Here is a 15,703-nt window from a genome sequence, read left to right on the forward strand (position 1 = left end):
ATTCAGCGGACGCTTACTGCAATGGATAGAGAAGATATGGTTAATAACTGTATGAAGGCTCAAGGTTTTAGAAATAGATAAAATTAAAAGCACCTTCGGGTGCTTTTTTATTACCGGTTTATTTCACGTAAATTGGCAAGCAAGGTTAAAATAGTCCCTCCCTTAAAGTTCAACAACGAGATTCAACATGACTTCAACTGACTGGCTCTCCCAAGGCACACTGGTATTAGCAAGTAATAACAAAGGCAAAATTGCAGAATTCGAAAAGATGTTTGCCGAGCTTAAACTACCGGTTGAAGTGATTCCTCAAGGCAAGCTAAATATCGGAGATGCGATTGAAGACGGTTTAAGCTTCGTAGAAAATGCCATTATCAAGGCGCGTCATGCGTCCAAAATTTCGGGTAAACCAGCCATTGCCGATGACTCAGGAATTTGTGTGCCCGTACTCGGTGGTATGCCAGGAATTTATTCAGCCCGTTTTGCCGGTGAACATGGCAATGATGCAGCCAATAATGAAAAGCTTTTAAACAGACTAAAACCGTTACGCAAAGATGGTGAAGCGATTGAAGGTATGTTTGTGTGTGTACTGGCCTTAGTCCAGCATGCTGAAGATCCACTGCCACAAATTTTCCAGGGCATCTGGAAAGGTGAAATTCTGGAAGCACCACGCGGTGAAAATGGTTTTGGTTATGATCCATTATTCTGCTTACCAGAACTAGGAACTTCTAGTGCGGAACTGAGCAAAGAAGAAAAAAATAAAATTAGCCATCGTGGTCAGGCGATGAAACTGTTTAAGGCGAGTTTGGAAAAATAAATCTAATTCCTAAAAGGAGTCCTCCCTCCTTTTAGGAGGGAGTTAGAGGTCATTCCCTCACCCTTGGGGAGAAGGAGCCCTCCCTTTTTCAAAGGGAGGTTGGGAGGGATTCTTCCATCTCACCCCTTACTTTTTATTCTCATTCATTTCTACAAAGAACTTAATCCTCCTCAATCCCTTCCCTAATAAAGGAAGGACTTTCAAAAACTTTATACCCTCTCTCTAACTCTCTCCCAGAGGGAGAGAGAACTTTTAAATTTATAAACCCGGTACCAACATATGCACCACCACCCCATATACTCCAATCAAAATTGAACTCGCAATCGTTCCTGAAGCGATATATTTGGCTGAATAACCTGTGCCCTGATAATGGGTCTCCAGTGCCACAATATTCGCGGCGGGTGGAAGCAGGAAATACATCATCATCACAGCATAAATCAGGGCTTGATGTGGAATCGGTAACAAGAAATAAGCCCCTGCCGCCAGACCTAGAGCCAGCACAAAACGACCGCTGATCAAGATCAAACTACGTTTTAAATCACTCAGTTGAATCCTGACTTTACTCAGCCACATTCCCAGAATACACATACCGGCAAAAGTCACTAGAAGCTTGTTGGCTGCATAGCCCCATTGAATCAGCGGATGCGCTTCATAGGCACTAAAATCCCAGAAGGACAGAATCGCTGCAATAGAAAGCGCAATCACTGGCGGGGATTTCAGCATATTTTTAATAATGAATTGGGGAGCCTGTTTTTCAGCACTGACTGCCACTACTGCACTGACATTGCCAAATAAGGAACCACCAATATAAAGAGCAACAATAGTATTTAAGGCATCCGGACCAAATACAGCTAAGGCAAAAGGAAAGCCAAGCCAGACCCCATTTAAATAACTAAAACATAATGCCCGCAATTTATCTTTGGAGAAAAGAAAGAACAGGCCAAATAGAAACAGTGAGCTAAAGATACTAAAACCGATCAGCCACAAACTGCCCGGCTTATAAAACACCATGTTGTAAATGACAATCAAGGGAATCAAAAGACGTGCCAGCAAGGCCGCCATGAATGGACGGATCGACTTTAAATAATGAACGCCCCAGAATCCAATCAGAAATGAAATAAGCGGAAGGAGCAATGCCATAGGAAAGCTGAAAATGCGTAGATAGATGGGCTTTATCCTAGCATACCTATCTGTTTTCAGAGTTCACTGTTTAAACTGATCTTTTTATAAATATCATCACCAATACTGTTATTTAGCTAATAATCGGAATAACTTGTTCAACGATCTGTCCTGCGGTTTCACCCTGCTGGGATTTTTCCAGCCACTGCCACTCATCGGTTTTCATTCTCAGGAAATTGGAACAGCGCGTGCCATAAGCCGGACTTTGAATAAAGGTTGAAGACAACAACTGTTCCAGTTCATGTGAAATCCCGGTCTTCGGCAACAACTCCGGAATGATCTTGCGTTCATCTTCCAGAATATCCCAAACGGCATAATAAAGATCAGATTCAGGCATATTTGGATACTGCAGCATGGGCAGAAATTCCTGGGTAAAACGCTTGCGCAGGTGTCGAGTCTTTTCCCAATGTTCCGTGAGCAAGCCATTGGACACTACATACACGCCATGTGCTAGTACTTGTGGTGCCTCACCACGGTTACTCATATAGACTGCCTGCTCTCGATCGCCGACAAACAGGTTAAAGCCCGCATAATCACATTGACATTTTTCCAGTTCTTGAGCAAACCGGATAGGTGTCAATTCGGATTCCAGAAAATGCTGAATGATATGTCCACGTGAAGTTGGGTAGTTATTCTTGTCATTACCATCTCTGAAATTGGTAATCACTGCCCATCGTCCTGAAACCGTTATACCCATCCAGGTACCACCAGACTGAAGATCCTGCCCGGCAATAATCGGACTGTTCTCCCATTCATGTAATGCCTGGGTTGGACGTTGATAGAACTCATCACGATTTGAAATCAGACATAATGGCGTTTCATCCAGAACCCGCCAAGCCAGTGCCACAATACACATAATTGATGCTCTCGATCTTTACACATTGAATGTACAACATTTTTCTTCGCTTTCAGCTAAAATCTGTGCAAAACAGAATCACAAGGAACAGGAATGCTCACCTATCCAAACATAGATCCCGTTGCAATTTCGCTCGGACCTTTGCAAGTCCACTGGTATGGACTGATGTATCTCTTGGCTTTTTTATTTGCCTGGGGACTGGCGACTTATCGCGCTAAACAACGCGGCTGGACACCAGATATGGTCTCGGATCTGATTTTCTTTGGGGCGCTAGGTGTGATCATCGGCGGCCGGGTTGGTTATGTTTTATTCTACGGTTTTTCTCAGTTTTTGGAAAACCCACTCTGGCTGTTCCAGATCTGGACCGGTGGCATGAGTTTCCACGGCGGTTTCCTCGGCGTAATCCTGGCAATGTTATGGTGGTGCAAGAAATACAAAATGGCCTGGTTCCAGACGCTAGACTTTATTGCACCCTGCGTTCCGACAGGTCTGATGTTTGGCCGGATCGGTAACTTTATTGGTGGTGAACTCTATGGCCGTCAAGTGACTGATCCAAACTTTGCCTTGGGCATGATTTTCCCAACTGATCCATTACAACTGGTACGTCATCCCTCACAACTGTATCAGGCGCTCTGTGAAGGCCTGATTCTGTTTATTGTACTGTGGTGGTTCAGTAGCAATCCACGTCCACGTATGGCGGTTTCTGCGGTATTCCTGACCGGCTATGGTCTGGCCCGTTTTATCGTCGAGTTCTTCCGTGAACCGGATAATGGTCAGCTCTTTATTGGCTGGATGAGTAAAGGACAATTCCTGAGCCTGCCAATGATCCTGATTGGTCTGTGGATGCTATGGTACGCCTATCAGAAGAAAGTTTATGACTGGGGTCCACAGAAAAATAACGTATAATTTTTATAAATATTGCGAGGCCTCTGCCTCGCTTTTTTATATTTAAAATATGCTAAAGTGCTTTTTATCTTTTCTGTTCATACATCATCATGCTTGAGTTCTGGTTCAATCCGCAGGTGTCAATCCTAAAAAAACTGCTGTTCTTTGTTGTGATTGCTGCAATTGCCGTAGGTCTGTACTGGATGGAACCTTTGCCTTTAGATGCCATCCTGATGTTTGCCGGTACCGGAATTATTTTCCTGATTTGTCGTTACTGTAAAATTCATTTCGCAGCAAAAAATCCGACTGGCCCGTTCTATCGTGTCCTGACCTGGATTCCGATTGCCTTATTAATCAGCCTGATTTTTATGAACATGAAACAGGGTGAAATCTTGCTGCCAGGCGCTCAGGGAATTGCCTTTATGGCTTTGGCAATCTGCCTGTTTTCGCCTCTGTCTTTGCTTAATCAGAACAAGCCGGATTCAGGTTCACCACATGCTTGAATTCTGGTATTCCGAACACTGCAATCGTCAGCTCAAGCTCATCATTATTATTGCGGTATGTATCGTAATTTACATAGCATCGACTGTAACGAAACTGGGTTCGATATTTGTTGGAATCAGTCTGGTGATTGGAATGCTGATGCACATCTTGCGTGAATTCAGATTAAAGCTTTCTCCTGAAAATCCTTATGCTGAAGGTTTTCGTGCTTTAACGATGGCGATTCCGATTGTGGCAGTAATTAGCCTGATCGGTTATTTACCTAAAACAGGTGAGATCGGAGAAACTGTAGCGCTAGGTCTACAATGCTTAGGCTTTGTGGCGATTGGACTGTTTATCGTGTCGATTTATAATCAACGTGCGAAACGCTTCGAAGATTGAACCATTTCGCGACTTTCATTTTTAAGTTCTGAAATTTTCAGCGTCGGATTTAAAGATAGGAATCCAGACGGTAATACGTATATTTCACATTGGAATTACGATAGACCGCATAGCCATTCTGTTTAAAATCAGAAACCCAGGCTGAACCAGAATACGCTGCAATATGACCATACTGATGCTGTGAAGTCCGGTCGATAATATAGATATCACCTTTTTTCGGACGGTCAAAAGACAGGTTGATTTTTCGATAGCCCAATTGCTGCAGGGTGTTACCCCAGTCAGCTGCGGCAACAGGATGATTCATAATTTTTGCGCCTGAAGACTGCAATCCGACGCGAATACTGCGTGCACATTTCTGTGTACTGGTACTGCGGGTAATGCCTTGCAGGTAGCTGGTGAATTTTTCAATATCGAAACGCTGGCCGTTCATTGCACCGAAAGTCTTGCGAGATTCAGAGTTTTTGTTACGAGCTGACGCAGAGGTATAGCGCTGAGGCTGACGTTTGGAATTTTGTCCCGATTGGGAACGAATTATGACGTTCGCTTGAACAGGAGCATGCACTTCGCTCATATTCACTTGATGATCATAAATCATATTGGACCAAGTACTCCTCGCCTGTAAGTTTGGCTTTCAAATCTTCAACACGCGGTGAATACTAGACGGTTAAATGTTACTTTTCACGTTAAAAATGTAAATATATTTTTCCGCATTTATTTAATTTTACTTAACTTGTTATTTCTTTTAGATTTATAAAATTTACAATTTTCACAAAAAAGTTATAAATTCACTACTTTTCAAATTAATTAGCAATTCTGCTCAGACTATTTCTAAATCAATATTTGAGCGCCTTTCTGACTAAATCTGTAATTTTACTCACGATAATAAAGTCAACATTTCACTACGGGATTACATCATTCTGGCTAACAACTCTCGTATTAGACTGATTTAGTAAATTTAAATTGAGATGATGAGGAAGAAAAATATGAGTCATGATGTAAAGACTATTTCAAATTTCAATTTAGAACAATATTTAGGGATCTGGTACGAAATTGCCCGTCTGCCTATGAAACACCAACCTGAAGACAGTACTGAAATTTCCGCAGCCTACAGCCTGAATGAAAATGGCACAGTCCGCGTCCAGAACCGTTGTCTAGATGGTGCGGGCAAACTCGATGAATCTATTGGGGAAGCCACTATTGTTGATGCAGAACATGGCAAACTGAAAGTCAGTTTCTTGCCTGAAGGTTTGCACTGGGTACCTTTTACCAAAGGGGATTACTGGATTCTCAAACTGGATGACAAGTATGAGACCGCCTTGGTCGGTGAGCCAAACATGAAATATTTATGGCTCCTGCATCGTAAGCCGACACTGGATGAAACGACCAAACAGGAATATCTGGCCTATGCTGAATCGCTGGGTTATGACCTGTCCGATCTGATCCATACGGTACATACCGGTAAGCCAACGGCTTAAAAAAAGATAATAAAAAAGCATCCATCATGGGTGCTTTTTTATGCCCTTTTCTCTCATGTTTAATCATTTTCACTGCTATGCGGAAGTGCTCAAAAAAATGTTATGATGAGCGCAATTTTAAATTGCCCAATTCAAAGAAAAGCAATTTGCAACAGATTTTAAGAGAGACCTATGCGCCAATATCTTGACCTTTTACAACATATCCTCGACAACGGCGGCGATAAAGGCGATCGTACCGGCACAGGTACACGTTCGGTATTTGGTCATCAGATGCGCTTTGATCTTTCCAAGGGCTTCCCTTTACTTACCACTAAAAAAGTTCATTTCCGTTCGATCGTGATTGAACTGCTGTGGTTCCTGAAAGGTGATACCCATGTAAAGTATCTTCAGGATAATAAAGTGACCATCTGGGATGAATGGGCCACTGCGGAACAGACCGCACGCTTTGGTCGTCCAGAAGGTGAACTTGGTCCAGTCTATGGCCATCAATGGCGTAATTTTGGTGCCACTCAAAATGCAGATGGCAGCTACAATCAGGATGGTTTTGACCAGATTAAATGGCTGATCAATGAGATCAAGACCAATCCAAATTCACGCCGTCTAATTGTGTCTGGCTGGAATCCGAATGAAGCGAGTCAGGTGGCTTTACCGCCTTGCCATACCCTGTTCCAGTTCTTTGTACATAATGGCAAATTGTCTTGCCAGCTTTATCAACGTAGTGCTGACGTTTTCCTTGGCGTTCCATTTAATATTGCCAGCTATGCCCTGCTGACTCATATGATTGCGCAGGTGTGTGATCTGGATGTAGGCGATTTTGTCTGGACGGGTGGTGATACGCATTTATATGCCAATCATTTTGAACAGGCCAAACTTCAATTGAGTCGTGAGCCTTTAGGCCTATGCCAGTTAAAACTGAATCCTAAAGTTAAAGACCTGTTTGATTTCAAATTCGAGGATATTGAAATTGTGGGTTATGAATCACATCCAGGAATTAAAGCGCCAGTTGCAGTTTAATTCCTGTTAAACCCCGGAAAATATTCAAATCCCACTTTGCTTAAAGTGGGATTTTGCATTTTAATAGCAATAATTTTTATCTGTTTTTGAGTATGGGTATGGCATTTCAGGATTTAGAAGTCGTTCATGTCGTGGCAATGGATCAGCAGCGCTGTATTGGTAAGGACAATGACCTGCCTTGGCATATCTCAGCAGATCTCAAGCACTTTAAGGAAATCACTCAAGGCGGCGTAATTGTCATGGGCCGTAAAACGCTTGAGTCGATGGGCCGTGCGCTGCCTAAACGTGTGAACTGGGTGATTACCCGCGATCCTGACTGGTCTTTTGAAGGCGTCAAAGTCGCGCATACGATTGAAGATGCCTTGACTCAAGCCGTGGCCGATGTGCAGGCTTCAGAAAAACCGAATGCTATTTTTATCATTGGCGGCGGTGAAATCTTTAAACAGACTCTGGAGATCGCTGATCGTCTGGAACTGACCCATGTTGAACTGGATGTACAGGGTCATGCCTACTATCCGGAAATTCCGGCCGAGTTCAAAAAAGTTGCATCAGAACAACATATCGATGACAAAACCGGTATTGCATTTGAGTTCGCAACATACAGAAAATAAAGCCTATTTTCTATAAAAGATCGAACATGCAAGGACAAGACAATTCAGAAAAGCATTGGAGCCTGTGGTTATTAGGGAGTCTGTTTAGTGTATTTGTCCTGTGTTCAAGCCTTTGGCTGAGCCTGATGCTCTGGGTGCAACAACCCTTGGGCAAAATTGGCAGCATCATTCTGGTTGGTCTCTGGCTTGTGTTTGCCTGTGTGGTCTTGGGCATTTATTTCACCAAGCATCTGATTTCCCGCCAGGTGGATACGATGCTTTATCTGCTAGCCTTTCTGGTCAGCCTACTGGCTTATTTAAGCATGGAACCTCGTCAGGATCGTGACTGGAATCCTGAAGTTTCCCGACTGCTCTCCTATGAGCAGCAAGGCAATCAAGTCACCTTGCACAATATCCGTAATTTTGACTGGCAAGCAGAGGGTCAGTATACCGAACGCTGGGAAAGCCGCAGTTTTGATCTGAACGACATTACTGGGGTAAACATCATTACCTCCTACTGGATGGGGCCTAAAATTGCCCATACGCTAGTCAGTTTTGATTTTGCCAATCAGAAACCACTCGCCTTCTCGATCGAAATTCGCAAAGAAAAGGATGAGAAATTTTCTGCCATTGGCGGCTTCTTCCGAAAATATGAACTAAGTCTGGTCGCCTCAGATGAAAAAGACATTGTATATACGCGTAGCAATATTCGTGGCGAGCAGGTCTATTTTTTTCCGGTAAAAATGCCACAAGCAGAAGCTCAAGCCCTATTTAAAGAATATCTGCGTAAAGCTGATGAACTGGCCAAAGAGCCTAAATGGTATAACACCCTAAGCAGTAACTGCACGACTCTAGTCTTTGATATGGCTCAGGCAGTATCTCAACAACAGCTTCCTTCAGATTACCGCTTGCTGGCTTCTGGGTATTTACCTGATTATTTATATGATTTAAAAGCGCTAGATCAACGCTGGGATATACAAACCTGGTATCAGCGTGCACATGTTAATCCACGAGTTAGAGATACCGGTCAGATCTCCAGTCAGGAGTATTCACAACGCCTGCGTCAAGGCCTACCTGAGCCGAGTTCCAAATAATTTTCTAAGCTATCCAACTTAAAGAAAGATACAAAATCAACTGGCATATATTGCATTTTTTTGTTTACATACAAATAGCTAACTCAGAATTAGAGTCTCTCTCATGCTAAAAAAATTAACAGCAATCATGATTTTAGGTTCAGTCTTTGCTATGTCAGGTTGTGAAACCGTACCTAGTACCTCATCAGTCAAAACTGAAAATAATTTACAGCTCCTGCAAAATCGTACCTGGATTGTGAACCAGATTGGTAATACCGAAATTACTACAGCACCGACAGCACGGAATATTCCAAGTCTGCAATTCGATGCAGCGACTCAACGCGTGTCTGGCGCAGATGGCTGTAACCGTATCATGGGCAGCTACACTGCCGGCAAAGACACCCTTAACTTAAGCCAGATGGCGAGTACCGAAATGGCTTGTCTGGATAATGACGGTCTGGATCAAAAATTTAAGGAGGCACTGAGCAAAGTGACCCATTATCAGGTCTACGGTAAAACCCTGAAATTAATGGACCGTCATGGCAATTTACTCATTCAGTTAGAAAGTGCAGTACAGCCTCGCTAAGTTTTGACTACAAAAAGCCTGTGTCGTGCAGGCTTTATATCTTTCATACTCATATGAACATTCAATAATCAGCACTCTACAATGATGAGGACTTAACCATGCAACAAGCACTATTTGGTGGTGGATGTTTTTGGTGTACCGAAGCAGTATTCTTACAGCTTCAGGGCGTACAGAAGGTCGTCAGTGGCTATGCGGGCGGACAAAATCCTAATCCGACCTATGAGCAAGTCTGTGGCGGTGATACCAATCATGCCGAAGTGATCCTGATCGATTTTGATGAAAATCAGATTACGTATAGTCAGTTGCTCGAAGTCTTTTTCGCAACCCATGATCCAACGACATTAAACCGTCAGGGCAATGATGTCGGCACGCAATATCGTTCTGTGATTTATTATTTTAATGATGATCAGAAAGAAACTGCACAGCTCACAATAGATTCATTGAAAGCTGAAGGACTGAATATTGTGACTGAACTTAGCCCTGCACCGACTTTCTACCCTGCCGAAGAATATCACCAGAATTTCTTTGCCAAGAATCCGAATCAGGGCTACTGTAATTTCGCGATTCCGCCCAAGCTGAACAAATTACAACACAAGTTTATGACGCTGCTTAAAACTCATTAAACTGGTTCTGCTTGATCGAATGCCCTATTAAATTAAGGCAATAAAAAAGCGACTGAGATCAGTCGCTTTTTTCATGGAGAGCAAAAAATTAATTATCGGTTGCAAAGGCAATATCGCTGAGTCCGGCTCCACTCGCGCGTGACATCACTTGAGCAACGGTGTCATAACGTGATTCTTTATCTGCTTTCAATACGATGGTTGGTTGACGCTGTGCCTGGCTCGCCTCATTGAAACGGGTTTCAAGTTGATCCAGGGTCAGTACATCGCCATTCCACGCTACATCACCTTTGCCATTGATGCTAATGGTGACATTTTCAGGTGGCAGATCAATAATTTCTGCAGTGGTTTGCGGCAAGGTTAATGGAATTGATGGGTTCGCAACGGTCGCTGTCACCAGAAAGATGATCATCAATACCAACATGATGTCGATCAGGGGAATGAGGTTCATCTCATTCATGCCTGTATCGTTATCTTCACCCAATTGAAAAGCCATTAAGCTTGACCTCCAACTAAACTGTCTTGTGCTACTTTTGCATCAGCCTTCTTTGCAGAAGAATCCTGTTGCAACATGGTATCAATCAATAAGCTATGCGCATGGTCTTGCAATTCATTGCTTAAAGTACGGTTAACACGTACAGAGATGTTATATGCAAGTACCGCAGGAATTGCCACAGCCAGACCTAGACCGGTCATAATTAGCGCTTCACCCACTGGAGTGGCTACTTGTGCCAGACCTGCCTGACCACTCTTACCCACGGCAACCAGTGCGTGAAAGATCCCCCATACTGTACCGAACAGACCGACAAAGGGTGAAATTGAAGCGATGGTACCCAAGACAGATACACCTTTTTCTGCATTGCCTTTTTCTAATGCGATCTGACGCAATAAAGCCTGCTCAGCTACAGCTTTACGTTGTTCAAATGCCAAAGGAGTCATTTTATTTTTCAATTGTCCTAATGCTTTAGATAACTGAGCATAGGCAATCTGTTTAAGTTGGCGAGTGCCCATCAAACGCAGCACAAAAATGGTCCATGTCGCAATCGACATTGCCAATAACAAGAAATACAGTGTCTTACTGACTGCATCAGCATGTTGCCAATAAACTGAAAAGTTCATATTCGAACTCCTAATGGGTTAGCCGTTATTTGGTAATCTGAAAATCGAAAGGCTGTTCCACTCGGGTTGGATAAGCCACACCATTTTCAATATATTTGGTCAGTTGTGCACGACGTACCGCTGATTCAACTTTGCGCGTAACGGCCGGACTACAACTCGAATTTCGTGCGGTCGCAGAGACCACTTTCCCCTGCTCATTTGCAGATACATCCACCACCAATGAACAGGCTGATTTTAACTCTCCTGCCGAGAGTGATACTTTTGGTGCACGCTGCCAGGATACGCCGCCACCAATTGCAACACTTTTCGGTGCTGGCGGTGCAGGTGGAGTCGGCGGTGCGACAGGTGCTGGTGGAGCAACCGGCACAGGTGCAGGTGCCACTTTTTTAGTTTCAGTCACGACCGCAGGAACCACTGGGCTTGGTGCCGGTTTGGCTTCAACTGGCGGTGCAGTAACAGGTTTAGGCGTTTCTGCTTTCTTCACCTGCTCAATTTTTTCTACTTTTTTGGGTGGCGGTGGCAGCGGTTTTTCTACAATTTTAACTTCTTTCGGCTTTGGTGGCTCTTGTTTAGGCTCTGGCGGCTTTGGCTTCGGTGGTAAAGGTTTCGGTGCTTCCTGAAGTTTGACGAAACGGACTTTTAGAGGCTCTTTATCGACTGGTTTCAGTTCAGGTGCTTTCATCTGGCTGACTGCCCATAAAAGACCCACGTGTCCAACCAGAACCGCCGCCAGAATAGAAACGACTTTCTTTTTCATCTGATTTGACGGTGGTGGTGTCATGGGAGCAGCAACTTGACTCATTAAATCTATTTACCTCAAAGAGATGATACGAAACAAACTATCAAGCTCATCGGTTAGCACAATTAAAGTACGCCAATAATAAATGAGAAGTGTTTTCATTTGCAACTACTAATCCCACTTTTCTCCATTATTTTTGTTTCAAACAAAAAAGGCATACTTAAAGTATGCCTTTTTTAAACAGAGATGCAAGCGCTTATTGGAACACGACAGTTTTATTGCCGTCGACAATGACACGGTCTTCCAGATGCCATCTCACTGCACGTGCCAGTACATTACGTTCAACGTCCTGACCCAGTTCACGCAGCTGTTCCACAGTAAAGTCATGGTTCACACGCTCTACATCCTGCTCGATGATTGGACCCTGATCCAGATCAGCTGTCACATAGTGTGCAGTTGCACCGATCAGTTTTACACCTTTGTCATACGCCTGTTTGTAAGGATTGGCACCCACGAACGCTGGCAGGAATGAATGGTGAATATTGATCACTTTCATTTCCCATTTACTTACGAACTCTTCATCCAGAATCTGCATATAACGGGCTAATACCAGCAGATCGTTGCCCTGCATCAGTTCATCGATCTGTGCATAAGCTTCACGTTTGTTCTCTTTGGTCACCGGAACCACTTCAAACGGAATACCAAAGTTTTCGACTGATTCACGTAGAGTCTCATGGTTAGATACCACTTTAGTGATTTCACATGGCAAACCGCCGCGTGCATGACGCCATAGCAGTTCAAGCAACGCATGGTCGACTTTAGAAACCAGAATACCGACCTTCTTCACATCACTGACCAGCGCCAGACGCCAGTGCATGCCATAGCGCTCTGCAACATTAGCAGCAAAAGTCTGCAACAGGCTTTCTTTACGGCTTTGCAGATTGTCCAGTTCAAACTCAACACGCATGAAGTAACGTCCGCCCTGCGCTGCTGTCGCGTATTGATCAAGCGCCGTAATGTTGGCACCCTGATGATACAAGAAGCTTGAAACAGCCTGCACGATGCCCGGCTTGTCTTCACAAGTAATCAATAAACGTGCGGTATTTGCAGTCGTCATATTCATGTTGGTTAAGGTCACTAATTAGTTAAATTAAAAAAATAAGCCGAGTATTCTAACGCGTTTCTTTGATATTCTGAATAGTTTGTTCAGATTCAGCCGGTTTAGGCGACGATAGGCTGGCAAACAGCTCTGAAGAACCAAACGAATTGAGAAGGCTCTCATATGTCTGACGGCTTTCACCACGCAGATAAGCACCTTCCAGGAACACCATCTGACGCAGTGCTTGCCAGACCCATTTTTCTTCCAGAGTGTTGGAATCGGTAATATGTCCCGACATATACAGGAAGTTGGTCCAGTTGGTCAGTACGATCCAGAGGTTAATAATCAGCGCTTCAATTTCTGAATCGGTCATTTCCATCAGGCCGGCATTTACGAAGGCTTTATAAATTTTTTGTCCCTGCTGCATGACCTGTCCGGCAAAGCGTGGATAAAGCTTGCGGAAATCTTCGTTATTTTCGACCAGATGATAAACATCACGATGCAGAAAACGATAAGCCCAAAGCTGACTGCTCAGTACCTGAAAATAATGAATCTTGTCATTGGCATCCAGAGCACGATCTTCCGGAAGTGCCAGCATTTCCAGCGTCTGATGCTGATACTGCTCCATCAGTTCCTTGATAATTTCATTTTTATTACGGAAATGGTAATACAAATTACCCGGACTCATGCCGAGTTCAGCAGCAATATGGTTGGTGGTTACAGATCGTTCGCCACGTTCATTAAACAACTGCAAGCTGAGCTGTAAGATACGCTCTTTGGTTTTTAACGTTTTGGTTTGGGACATCCTAAAATAACCATTCAGTTCATGCATTAGCAAGGCTAACACACAAAGTAACTTGACTAATTAGAGTATTTGCTCTAAAAATTAATTAATCGATTTTGAATAATGGTAGTGCGGCATGAACAGTCACACAAAAACAACTTCAATGACACCACATTTTCTTGATAGCCAGTACCTCAATGAAATTCTGGCTCAACAAAAACACGCCTACTTACGCTACCCACTGCCGACTGCAAAGGAACGTATCGATCGTTTAGCTCGGCTTAAGCGTATCTTAGTTAAGTATCAAGATCAATTTGCCGATGCAATTAATCAGGACTATGGTAACCGCTCTGTGGGGGAAACCAAAATTGGTGAGTTACTGACTTGTCTTGAACATATTAAATATTACAGCAAAAACCTGACCGGCTGGATGAAACCGTCCAAGCGTCATGTTGGTATTATTCACCAGCCGGCAAAAGCCTGGGTACAGTATCAGCCTCTAGGCGTGATCGGCATCATCGCGCCGTGGAACTACCCTTTATTATTATCCATCGGCCCTCTGATCTGTGCGTTGGCTGCGGGTAACCATGCCATGATCAAAATTTCTAGTTCATCGGCTGCTTTTGGCAAGGTATTGGAAAAAGCCTTAGCTGAAGCTTTTCCTAAAGAACTGGTTGCCGTGGTGAATGGTGGCGGTACGGTATCTGATGCCTTCTGCCGGCTGGTTTTTGACAAGATGATCTTTACCGGTTCAACAGCTGTCGGTAAAACCGTGATGGCAGCGGCTGCTGAAAATCTGGTACCAGTAATTTTGGAACTGGGTGGCAAGTCCCCTGTACTGGTGCATCCATCGATTGACCTGCGTGATGTGGCTCAGCGTATTGCCGTGGGCAAGCTCTGGAATGCCGGACAGACCTGTGTAGCACCGGATTATATGTTCCTGCCACGTGGCAAAACTGCCGAGTTTATCGATCATTTTAAAGCCTGTGTCGAAAGCATGTATCCGGACATCAGCCATAATCAGGATTACACCTCGATTATCAATGACAAACAGTACAACCGCTTGCAAGGTTATCTGGATGATGCCCGTGAGCAAGGTGCGCAGATTATTGAAATCAATCCGCGTAATGAATCGCCAGCAGACCTGCGTAAAATTGCACCGACTCTTGTAACCAATGTCATGCCAAGCATGCAGATCATGCAGCATGAAATCTTTGGGCCGCTCCTGCCGATCATGGAATATGATCAAATTGACGACGTCATCGACTTTATTAATAGCCGTCCGCGTCCACTTGCATTATACTATTTCGACTTTGATCAGGCGCGTGCTGATTATGTCGCACAGCGTACCCATTCAGGGCATTTCGGGCAAAATACTGTATTAACCCATGTCGCACAGGACGATCTGCCATTTGGTGGTGTCGGTGCTTCCGGTATGGGTAAATATCATGGGCCAGAAGGCTTCTTCAGTTTGTCGCATGAACGGTCAGTAATGTCGAATCCTAAGCTGTATAGCTTGAAATACATTCTGCCTCCGTTTAATAAGCCGATCCATAAGCTGATTTCGAAGACACTTCTTCGATAAATGATCAAGGCATGAGCTATCACACGGGCTCATGCTTCGTTTTAGATAAAATCGCTTGTCTTTTAAGCGCATTTTTGATATAAAACGCCCCTTGAATGAATTCAATCCGTTTATTTTTGACTGGCCATACAGATTTGCTGTTGGCTAAATCAATGGAGTTACACCATGTCTAAGGTTTGCCAAGTTACCGGCAAGCGTCCAGTCGTTGGTAACAACGTCTCACACGCCAACAACAAAACTAAGCGCCGGTTCGAGCCGAACCTGCACCACCACCGTTTCTGGTTAGAAAGCGAAAAACGTTTTGTACGTCTTCGTTTAACCACTAAAGGTATGCGTATTATCGACAAATTGGGCATTGAAAAGGTTGTTGCTGACCTTCGTGCTCAAGGTCAAAAGATCTAAG

Annotated in this window: 20 protein-coding genes; 12 read left to right on the forward strand and 8 right to left on the reverse strand. The window is 43.9% G+C overall.

The genetic code is table 11. The features are described 5' to 3' along the window. The first annotated feature begins 187 nt into the window (after positions 1-187). The gene (rdgB, locus tag B3143_RS03775; RefSeq protein WP_286739563.1) at positions 188-814 is read left to right on the forward strand and encodes an RdgB/HAM1 family non-canonical purine NTP pyrophosphatase; all 627 of its coding nucleotides are present in this window, start codon (positions 188-190) and stop codon (positions 812-814) included. Between the two features lie 258 nt (positions 815-1,072). Here the strand turns inward: rdgB and B3143_RS03780 are convergent, their stop codons facing one another. Beyond that, on the reverse strand, positions 1,073-1,954 hold the full coding sequence (locus B3143_RS03780) for a hypothetical protein (protein WP_004781969.1): 882 nt from the start codon (positions 1,952-1,954) through the stop codon (positions 1,073-1,075). A 112-nt stretch (positions 1,955-2,066) separates the two neighbouring features. Next, positions 2,067-2,849 carry an NRDE family protein gene (locus B3143_RS03785; RefSeq protein WP_004781968.1) on the reverse strand — a complete coding sequence of 261 codons (783 nt, stop codon included), beginning with the start codon at positions 2,847-2,849 and terminating at the stop codon, positions 2,067-2,069. A 93-nt stretch (positions 2,850-2,942) separates the two neighbouring features. Between B3143_RS03785 and lgt the strand changes: the two genes are divergently transcribed. The 3 genes from lgt (at position 2,943) to B3143_RS03800 (ending at position 4,616) form a co-directional block, all read left to right on the forward strand. Then, positions 2,943-3,755 carry a prolipoprotein diacylglyceryl transferase gene (gene lgt / locus B3143_RS03790; protein WP_286739564.1) on the forward strand — a complete coding sequence of 271 codons (813 nt, stop codon included), beginning with the start codon at positions 2,943-2,945 and terminating at the stop codon, positions 3,753-3,755. An 89-nt stretch (positions 3,756-3,844) separates the two neighbouring features. Then, positions 3,845-4,237 (forward strand): hypothetical protein, encoded by a 393-nt coding sequence (locus tag B3143_RS03795; protein WP_004781964.1) that lies wholly within the window; start codon positions 3,845-3,847, stop codon positions 4,235-4,237. Beyond that, complete coding sequence (locus tag B3143_RS03800) at positions 4,230-4,616, forward strand: hypothetical protein (protein ID WP_286739565.1); 387 nt, start codon at positions 4,230-4,232, stop codon at positions 4,614-4,616. Before B3143_RS03795 ends, B3143_RS03800 begins: the two co-directional genes overlap by 8 nt. A 49-nt stretch (positions 4,617-4,665) precedes the next feature. Here B3143_RS03800 and B3143_RS03805 read toward each other — a convergent pair whose 3' ends face one another. Then, entirely contained in the window at positions 4,666-5,211 is a 546-nt protein-coding gene (locus B3143_RS03805; protein ID WP_208461842.1) for a CHAP domain-containing protein, read from the reverse strand. 388 nt (positions 5,212-5,599) lie between these two features. Here B3143_RS03805 and B3143_RS03810 point away from each other — a divergent pair, with 388 nt between their 5' ends. The 6 genes from B3143_RS03810 (at position 5,600) to msrA (ending at position 9,977) form a co-directional block, all read left to right on the forward strand. Beyond that, positions 5,600-6,091: a lipocalin family protein gene (locus B3143_RS03810; protein WP_286739566.1), complete on the forward strand. Its 492-nt coding sequence runs from the start codon at positions 5,600-5,602 to the stop codon at positions 6,089-6,091. A gap of 171 nt (positions 6,092-6,262) precedes the next feature. After that, complete coding sequence (gene thyA / locus B3143_RS03815) at positions 6,263-7,105, forward strand: thymidylate synthase (protein ID WP_286739568.1); 843 nt, start codon at positions 6,263-6,265, stop codon at positions 7,103-7,105. 98 nt (positions 7,106-7,203) lie between these two features. Further along, positions 7,204-7,716 carry a trimethoprim-resistant dihydrofolate reductase DfrA40 gene (gene dfrA40 / locus B3143_RS03820; protein WP_005232285.1) on the forward strand — a complete coding sequence of 171 codons (513 nt, stop codon included), beginning with the start codon at positions 7,204-7,206 and terminating at the stop codon, positions 7,714-7,716. Between the two features lie 26 nt (positions 7,717-7,742). Next, positions 7,743-8,789 carry a DUF4105 domain-containing protein gene (locus tag B3143_RS03825; RefSeq protein WP_286739569.1) on the forward strand — a complete coding sequence of 349 codons (1,047 nt, stop codon included), beginning with the start codon at positions 7,743-7,745 and terminating at the stop codon, positions 8,787-8,789. Between the two features lie 103 nt (positions 8,790-8,892). Next, on the forward strand, positions 8,893-9,354 hold the full coding sequence (locus B3143_RS03830) for an META domain-containing protein (RefSeq protein WP_286739570.1): 462 nt from the start codon (positions 8,893-8,895) through the stop codon (positions 9,352-9,354). A gap of 98 nt (positions 9,355-9,452) precedes the next feature. Continuing rightward, positions 9,453-9,977 carry a peptide-methionine (S)-S-oxide reductase MsrA gene (gene msrA, locus B3143_RS03835; protein WP_286739572.1) on the forward strand — a complete coding sequence of 175 codons (525 nt, stop codon included), beginning with the start codon at positions 9,453-9,455 and terminating at the stop codon, positions 9,975-9,977. An 88-nt stretch (positions 9,978-10,065) separates the two neighbouring features. On the opposite strand, the gene B3143_RS03840 is transcribed toward msrA, so the two are convergent. The 5 genes from B3143_RS03840 to B3143_RS03860 all read right to left on the reverse strand — a co-directional run bounded on the left by B3143_RS03840 (position 10,066) and on the right by B3143_RS03860 (position 13,736). Then, positions 10,066-10,470: an ExbD/TolR family protein gene (locus B3143_RS03840; RefSeq protein ID WP_286739574.1), complete on the reverse strand. Its 405-nt coding sequence runs from the start codon at positions 10,468-10,470 to the stop codon at positions 10,066-10,068. Further along, entirely contained in the window at positions 10,470-11,093 is a 624-nt protein-coding gene (locus B3143_RS03845) for a MotA/TolQ/ExbB proton channel family protein (RefSeq protein ID WP_286739575.1), read from the reverse strand. The genes B3143_RS03840 and B3143_RS03845 overlap by 1 nt, the downstream gene beginning before the upstream one ends. Positions 11,094-11,118: 25 nt before the next feature. Next, on the reverse strand, positions 11,119-11,895 hold the full coding sequence (locus B3143_RS03850; RefSeq protein ID WP_286739576.1) for a TonB-dependent receptor: 777 nt from the start codon (positions 11,893-11,895) through the stop codon (positions 11,119-11,121). Between the two features lie 193 nt (positions 11,896-12,088). Beyond that, positions 12,089-12,955, reverse strand: a complete 867-nt coding sequence (gene purU, locus B3143_RS03855) for a formyltetrahydrofolate deformylase (protein WP_005232297.1) — start codon at positions 12,953-12,955, stop codon at positions 12,089-12,091. Positions 12,956-13,004: 49 nt separating this feature from the next. Beyond that, positions 13,005-13,736 (reverse strand): TetR/AcrR family transcriptional regulator, encoded by a 732-nt coding sequence (locus B3143_RS03860; RefSeq protein WP_286739577.1) that lies wholly within the window; start codon positions 13,734-13,736, stop codon positions 13,005-13,007. A gap of 115 nt (positions 13,737-13,851) precedes the next feature. On the opposite strand from B3143_RS03860, the gene B3143_RS03865 reads away from it, so the two are divergent. Together B3143_RS03865 and rpmB are read left to right on the forward strand one after the other, a co-directional pair. After that, on the forward strand, positions 13,852-15,300 hold the full coding sequence (locus B3143_RS03865; protein ID WP_286739578.1) for a coniferyl aldehyde dehydrogenase: 1,449 nt from the start codon (positions 13,852-13,854) through the stop codon (positions 15,298-15,300). 165 nt (positions 15,301-15,465) lie between these two features. After that, positions 15,466-15,702 (forward strand): 50S ribosomal protein L28, encoded by a 237-nt coding sequence (gene rpmB, locus B3143_RS03870; protein WP_000048256.1) that lies wholly within the window; start codon positions 15,466-15,468, stop codon positions 15,700-15,702. Position 15,703 lies beyond the last annotated feature (1 nt).

The sequence above is a fragment of the Acinetobacter sp. UBA1496 genome, assembly GCF_002324975.1.
Classification (GTDB): domain Bacteria; phylum Pseudomonadota; class Gammaproteobacteria; order Pseudomonadales; family Moraxellaceae; genus Acinetobacter; species Acinetobacter variabilis.

Excerpts from the sequence above, each read along its gene's own strand:
- B3143_RS03860 (WP_286739577.1), bottom strand. The coding sequence starts at position 13,736 with ATGTCCCAAACCAAAACGTTAAAAACCAAAGAGCGTATCTTACAGCTC.
- B3143_RS03785 (WP_004781968.1), bottom strand. The coding sequence starts at position 2,849 with ATGTGTATTGTGGCACTGGCTTGGCGGGTTCTGGATGAAACGCCATTA.
- B3143_RS03795 (WP_004781964.1), top strand. The coding sequence starts at position 3,845 with ATGCTTGAGTTCTGGTTCAATCCGCAGGTGTCAATCCTAAAAAAACTG.
- rpmB (WP_000048256.1), top strand. The coding sequence starts at position 15,466 with ATGTCTAAGGTTTGCCAAGTTACCGGCAAGCGTCCAGTCGTTGGTAAC.
- rdgB (WP_286739563.1), top strand. The coding sequence starts at position 188 with ATGACTTCAACTGACTGGCTCTCCCAAGGCACACTGGTATTAGCAAGT.
- B3143_RS03850 (WP_286739576.1), bottom strand. The coding sequence starts at position 11,895 with ATGAGTCAAGTTGCTGCTCCCATGACACCACCACCGTCAAATCAGATG.
- B3143_RS03780 (WP_004781969.1), bottom strand. The coding sequence starts at position 1,954 with ATGGCATTGCTCCTTCCGCTTATTTCATTTCTGATTGGATTCTGGGGC.
- B3143_RS03845 (WP_286739575.1), bottom strand. The coding sequence starts at position 11,093 with ATGAACTTTTCAGTTTATTGGCAACATGCTGATGCAGTCAGTAAGACA.
- B3143_RS03865 (WP_286739578.1), top strand. The coding sequence starts at position 13,852 with ATGAACAGTCACACAAAAACAACTTCAATGACACCACATTTTCTTGAT.
- msrA (WP_286739572.1), top strand. The coding sequence starts at position 9,453 with ATGCAACAAGCACTATTTGGTGGTGGATGTTTTTGGTGTACCGAAGCA.
- B3143_RS03825 (WP_286739569.1), top strand. The coding sequence starts at position 7,743 with ATGCAAGGACAAGACAATTCAGAAAAGCATTGGAGCCTGTGGTTATTA.
- B3143_RS03800 (WP_286739565.1), top strand. The coding sequence starts at position 4,230 with ATGCTTGAATTCTGGTATTCCGAACACTGCAATCGTCAGCTCAAGCTC.
- B3143_RS03810 (WP_286739566.1), top strand. The coding sequence starts at position 5,600 with ATGAGTCATGATGTAAAGACTATTTCAAATTTCAATTTAGAACAATAT.
- thyA (WP_286739568.1), top strand. The coding sequence starts at position 6,263 with ATGCGCCAATATCTTGACCTTTTACAACATATCCTCGACAACGGCGGC.
- lgt (WP_286739564.1), top strand. The coding sequence starts at position 2,943 with ATGCTCACCTATCCAAACATAGATCCCGTTGCAATTTCGCTCGGACCT.
- B3143_RS03840 (WP_286739574.1), bottom strand. The coding sequence starts at position 10,470 with ATGGCTTTTCAATTGGGTGAAGATAACGATACAGGCATGAATGAGATG.
- B3143_RS03805 (WP_208461842.1), bottom strand. The coding sequence starts at position 5,211 with ATGATTTATGATCATCAAGTGAATATGAGCGAAGTGCATGCTCCTGTT.
- purU (WP_005232297.1), bottom strand. The coding sequence starts at position 12,955 with ATGAATATGACGACTGCAAATACCGCACGTTTATTGATTACTTGTGAA.
- B3143_RS03830 (WP_286739570.1), top strand. The coding sequence starts at position 8,893 with ATGCTAAAAAAATTAACAGCAATCATGATTTTAGGTTCAGTCTTTGCT.
- dfrA40 (WP_005232285.1), top strand. The coding sequence starts at position 7,204 with ATGGCATTTCAGGATTTAGAAGTCGTTCATGTCGTGGCAATGGATCAG.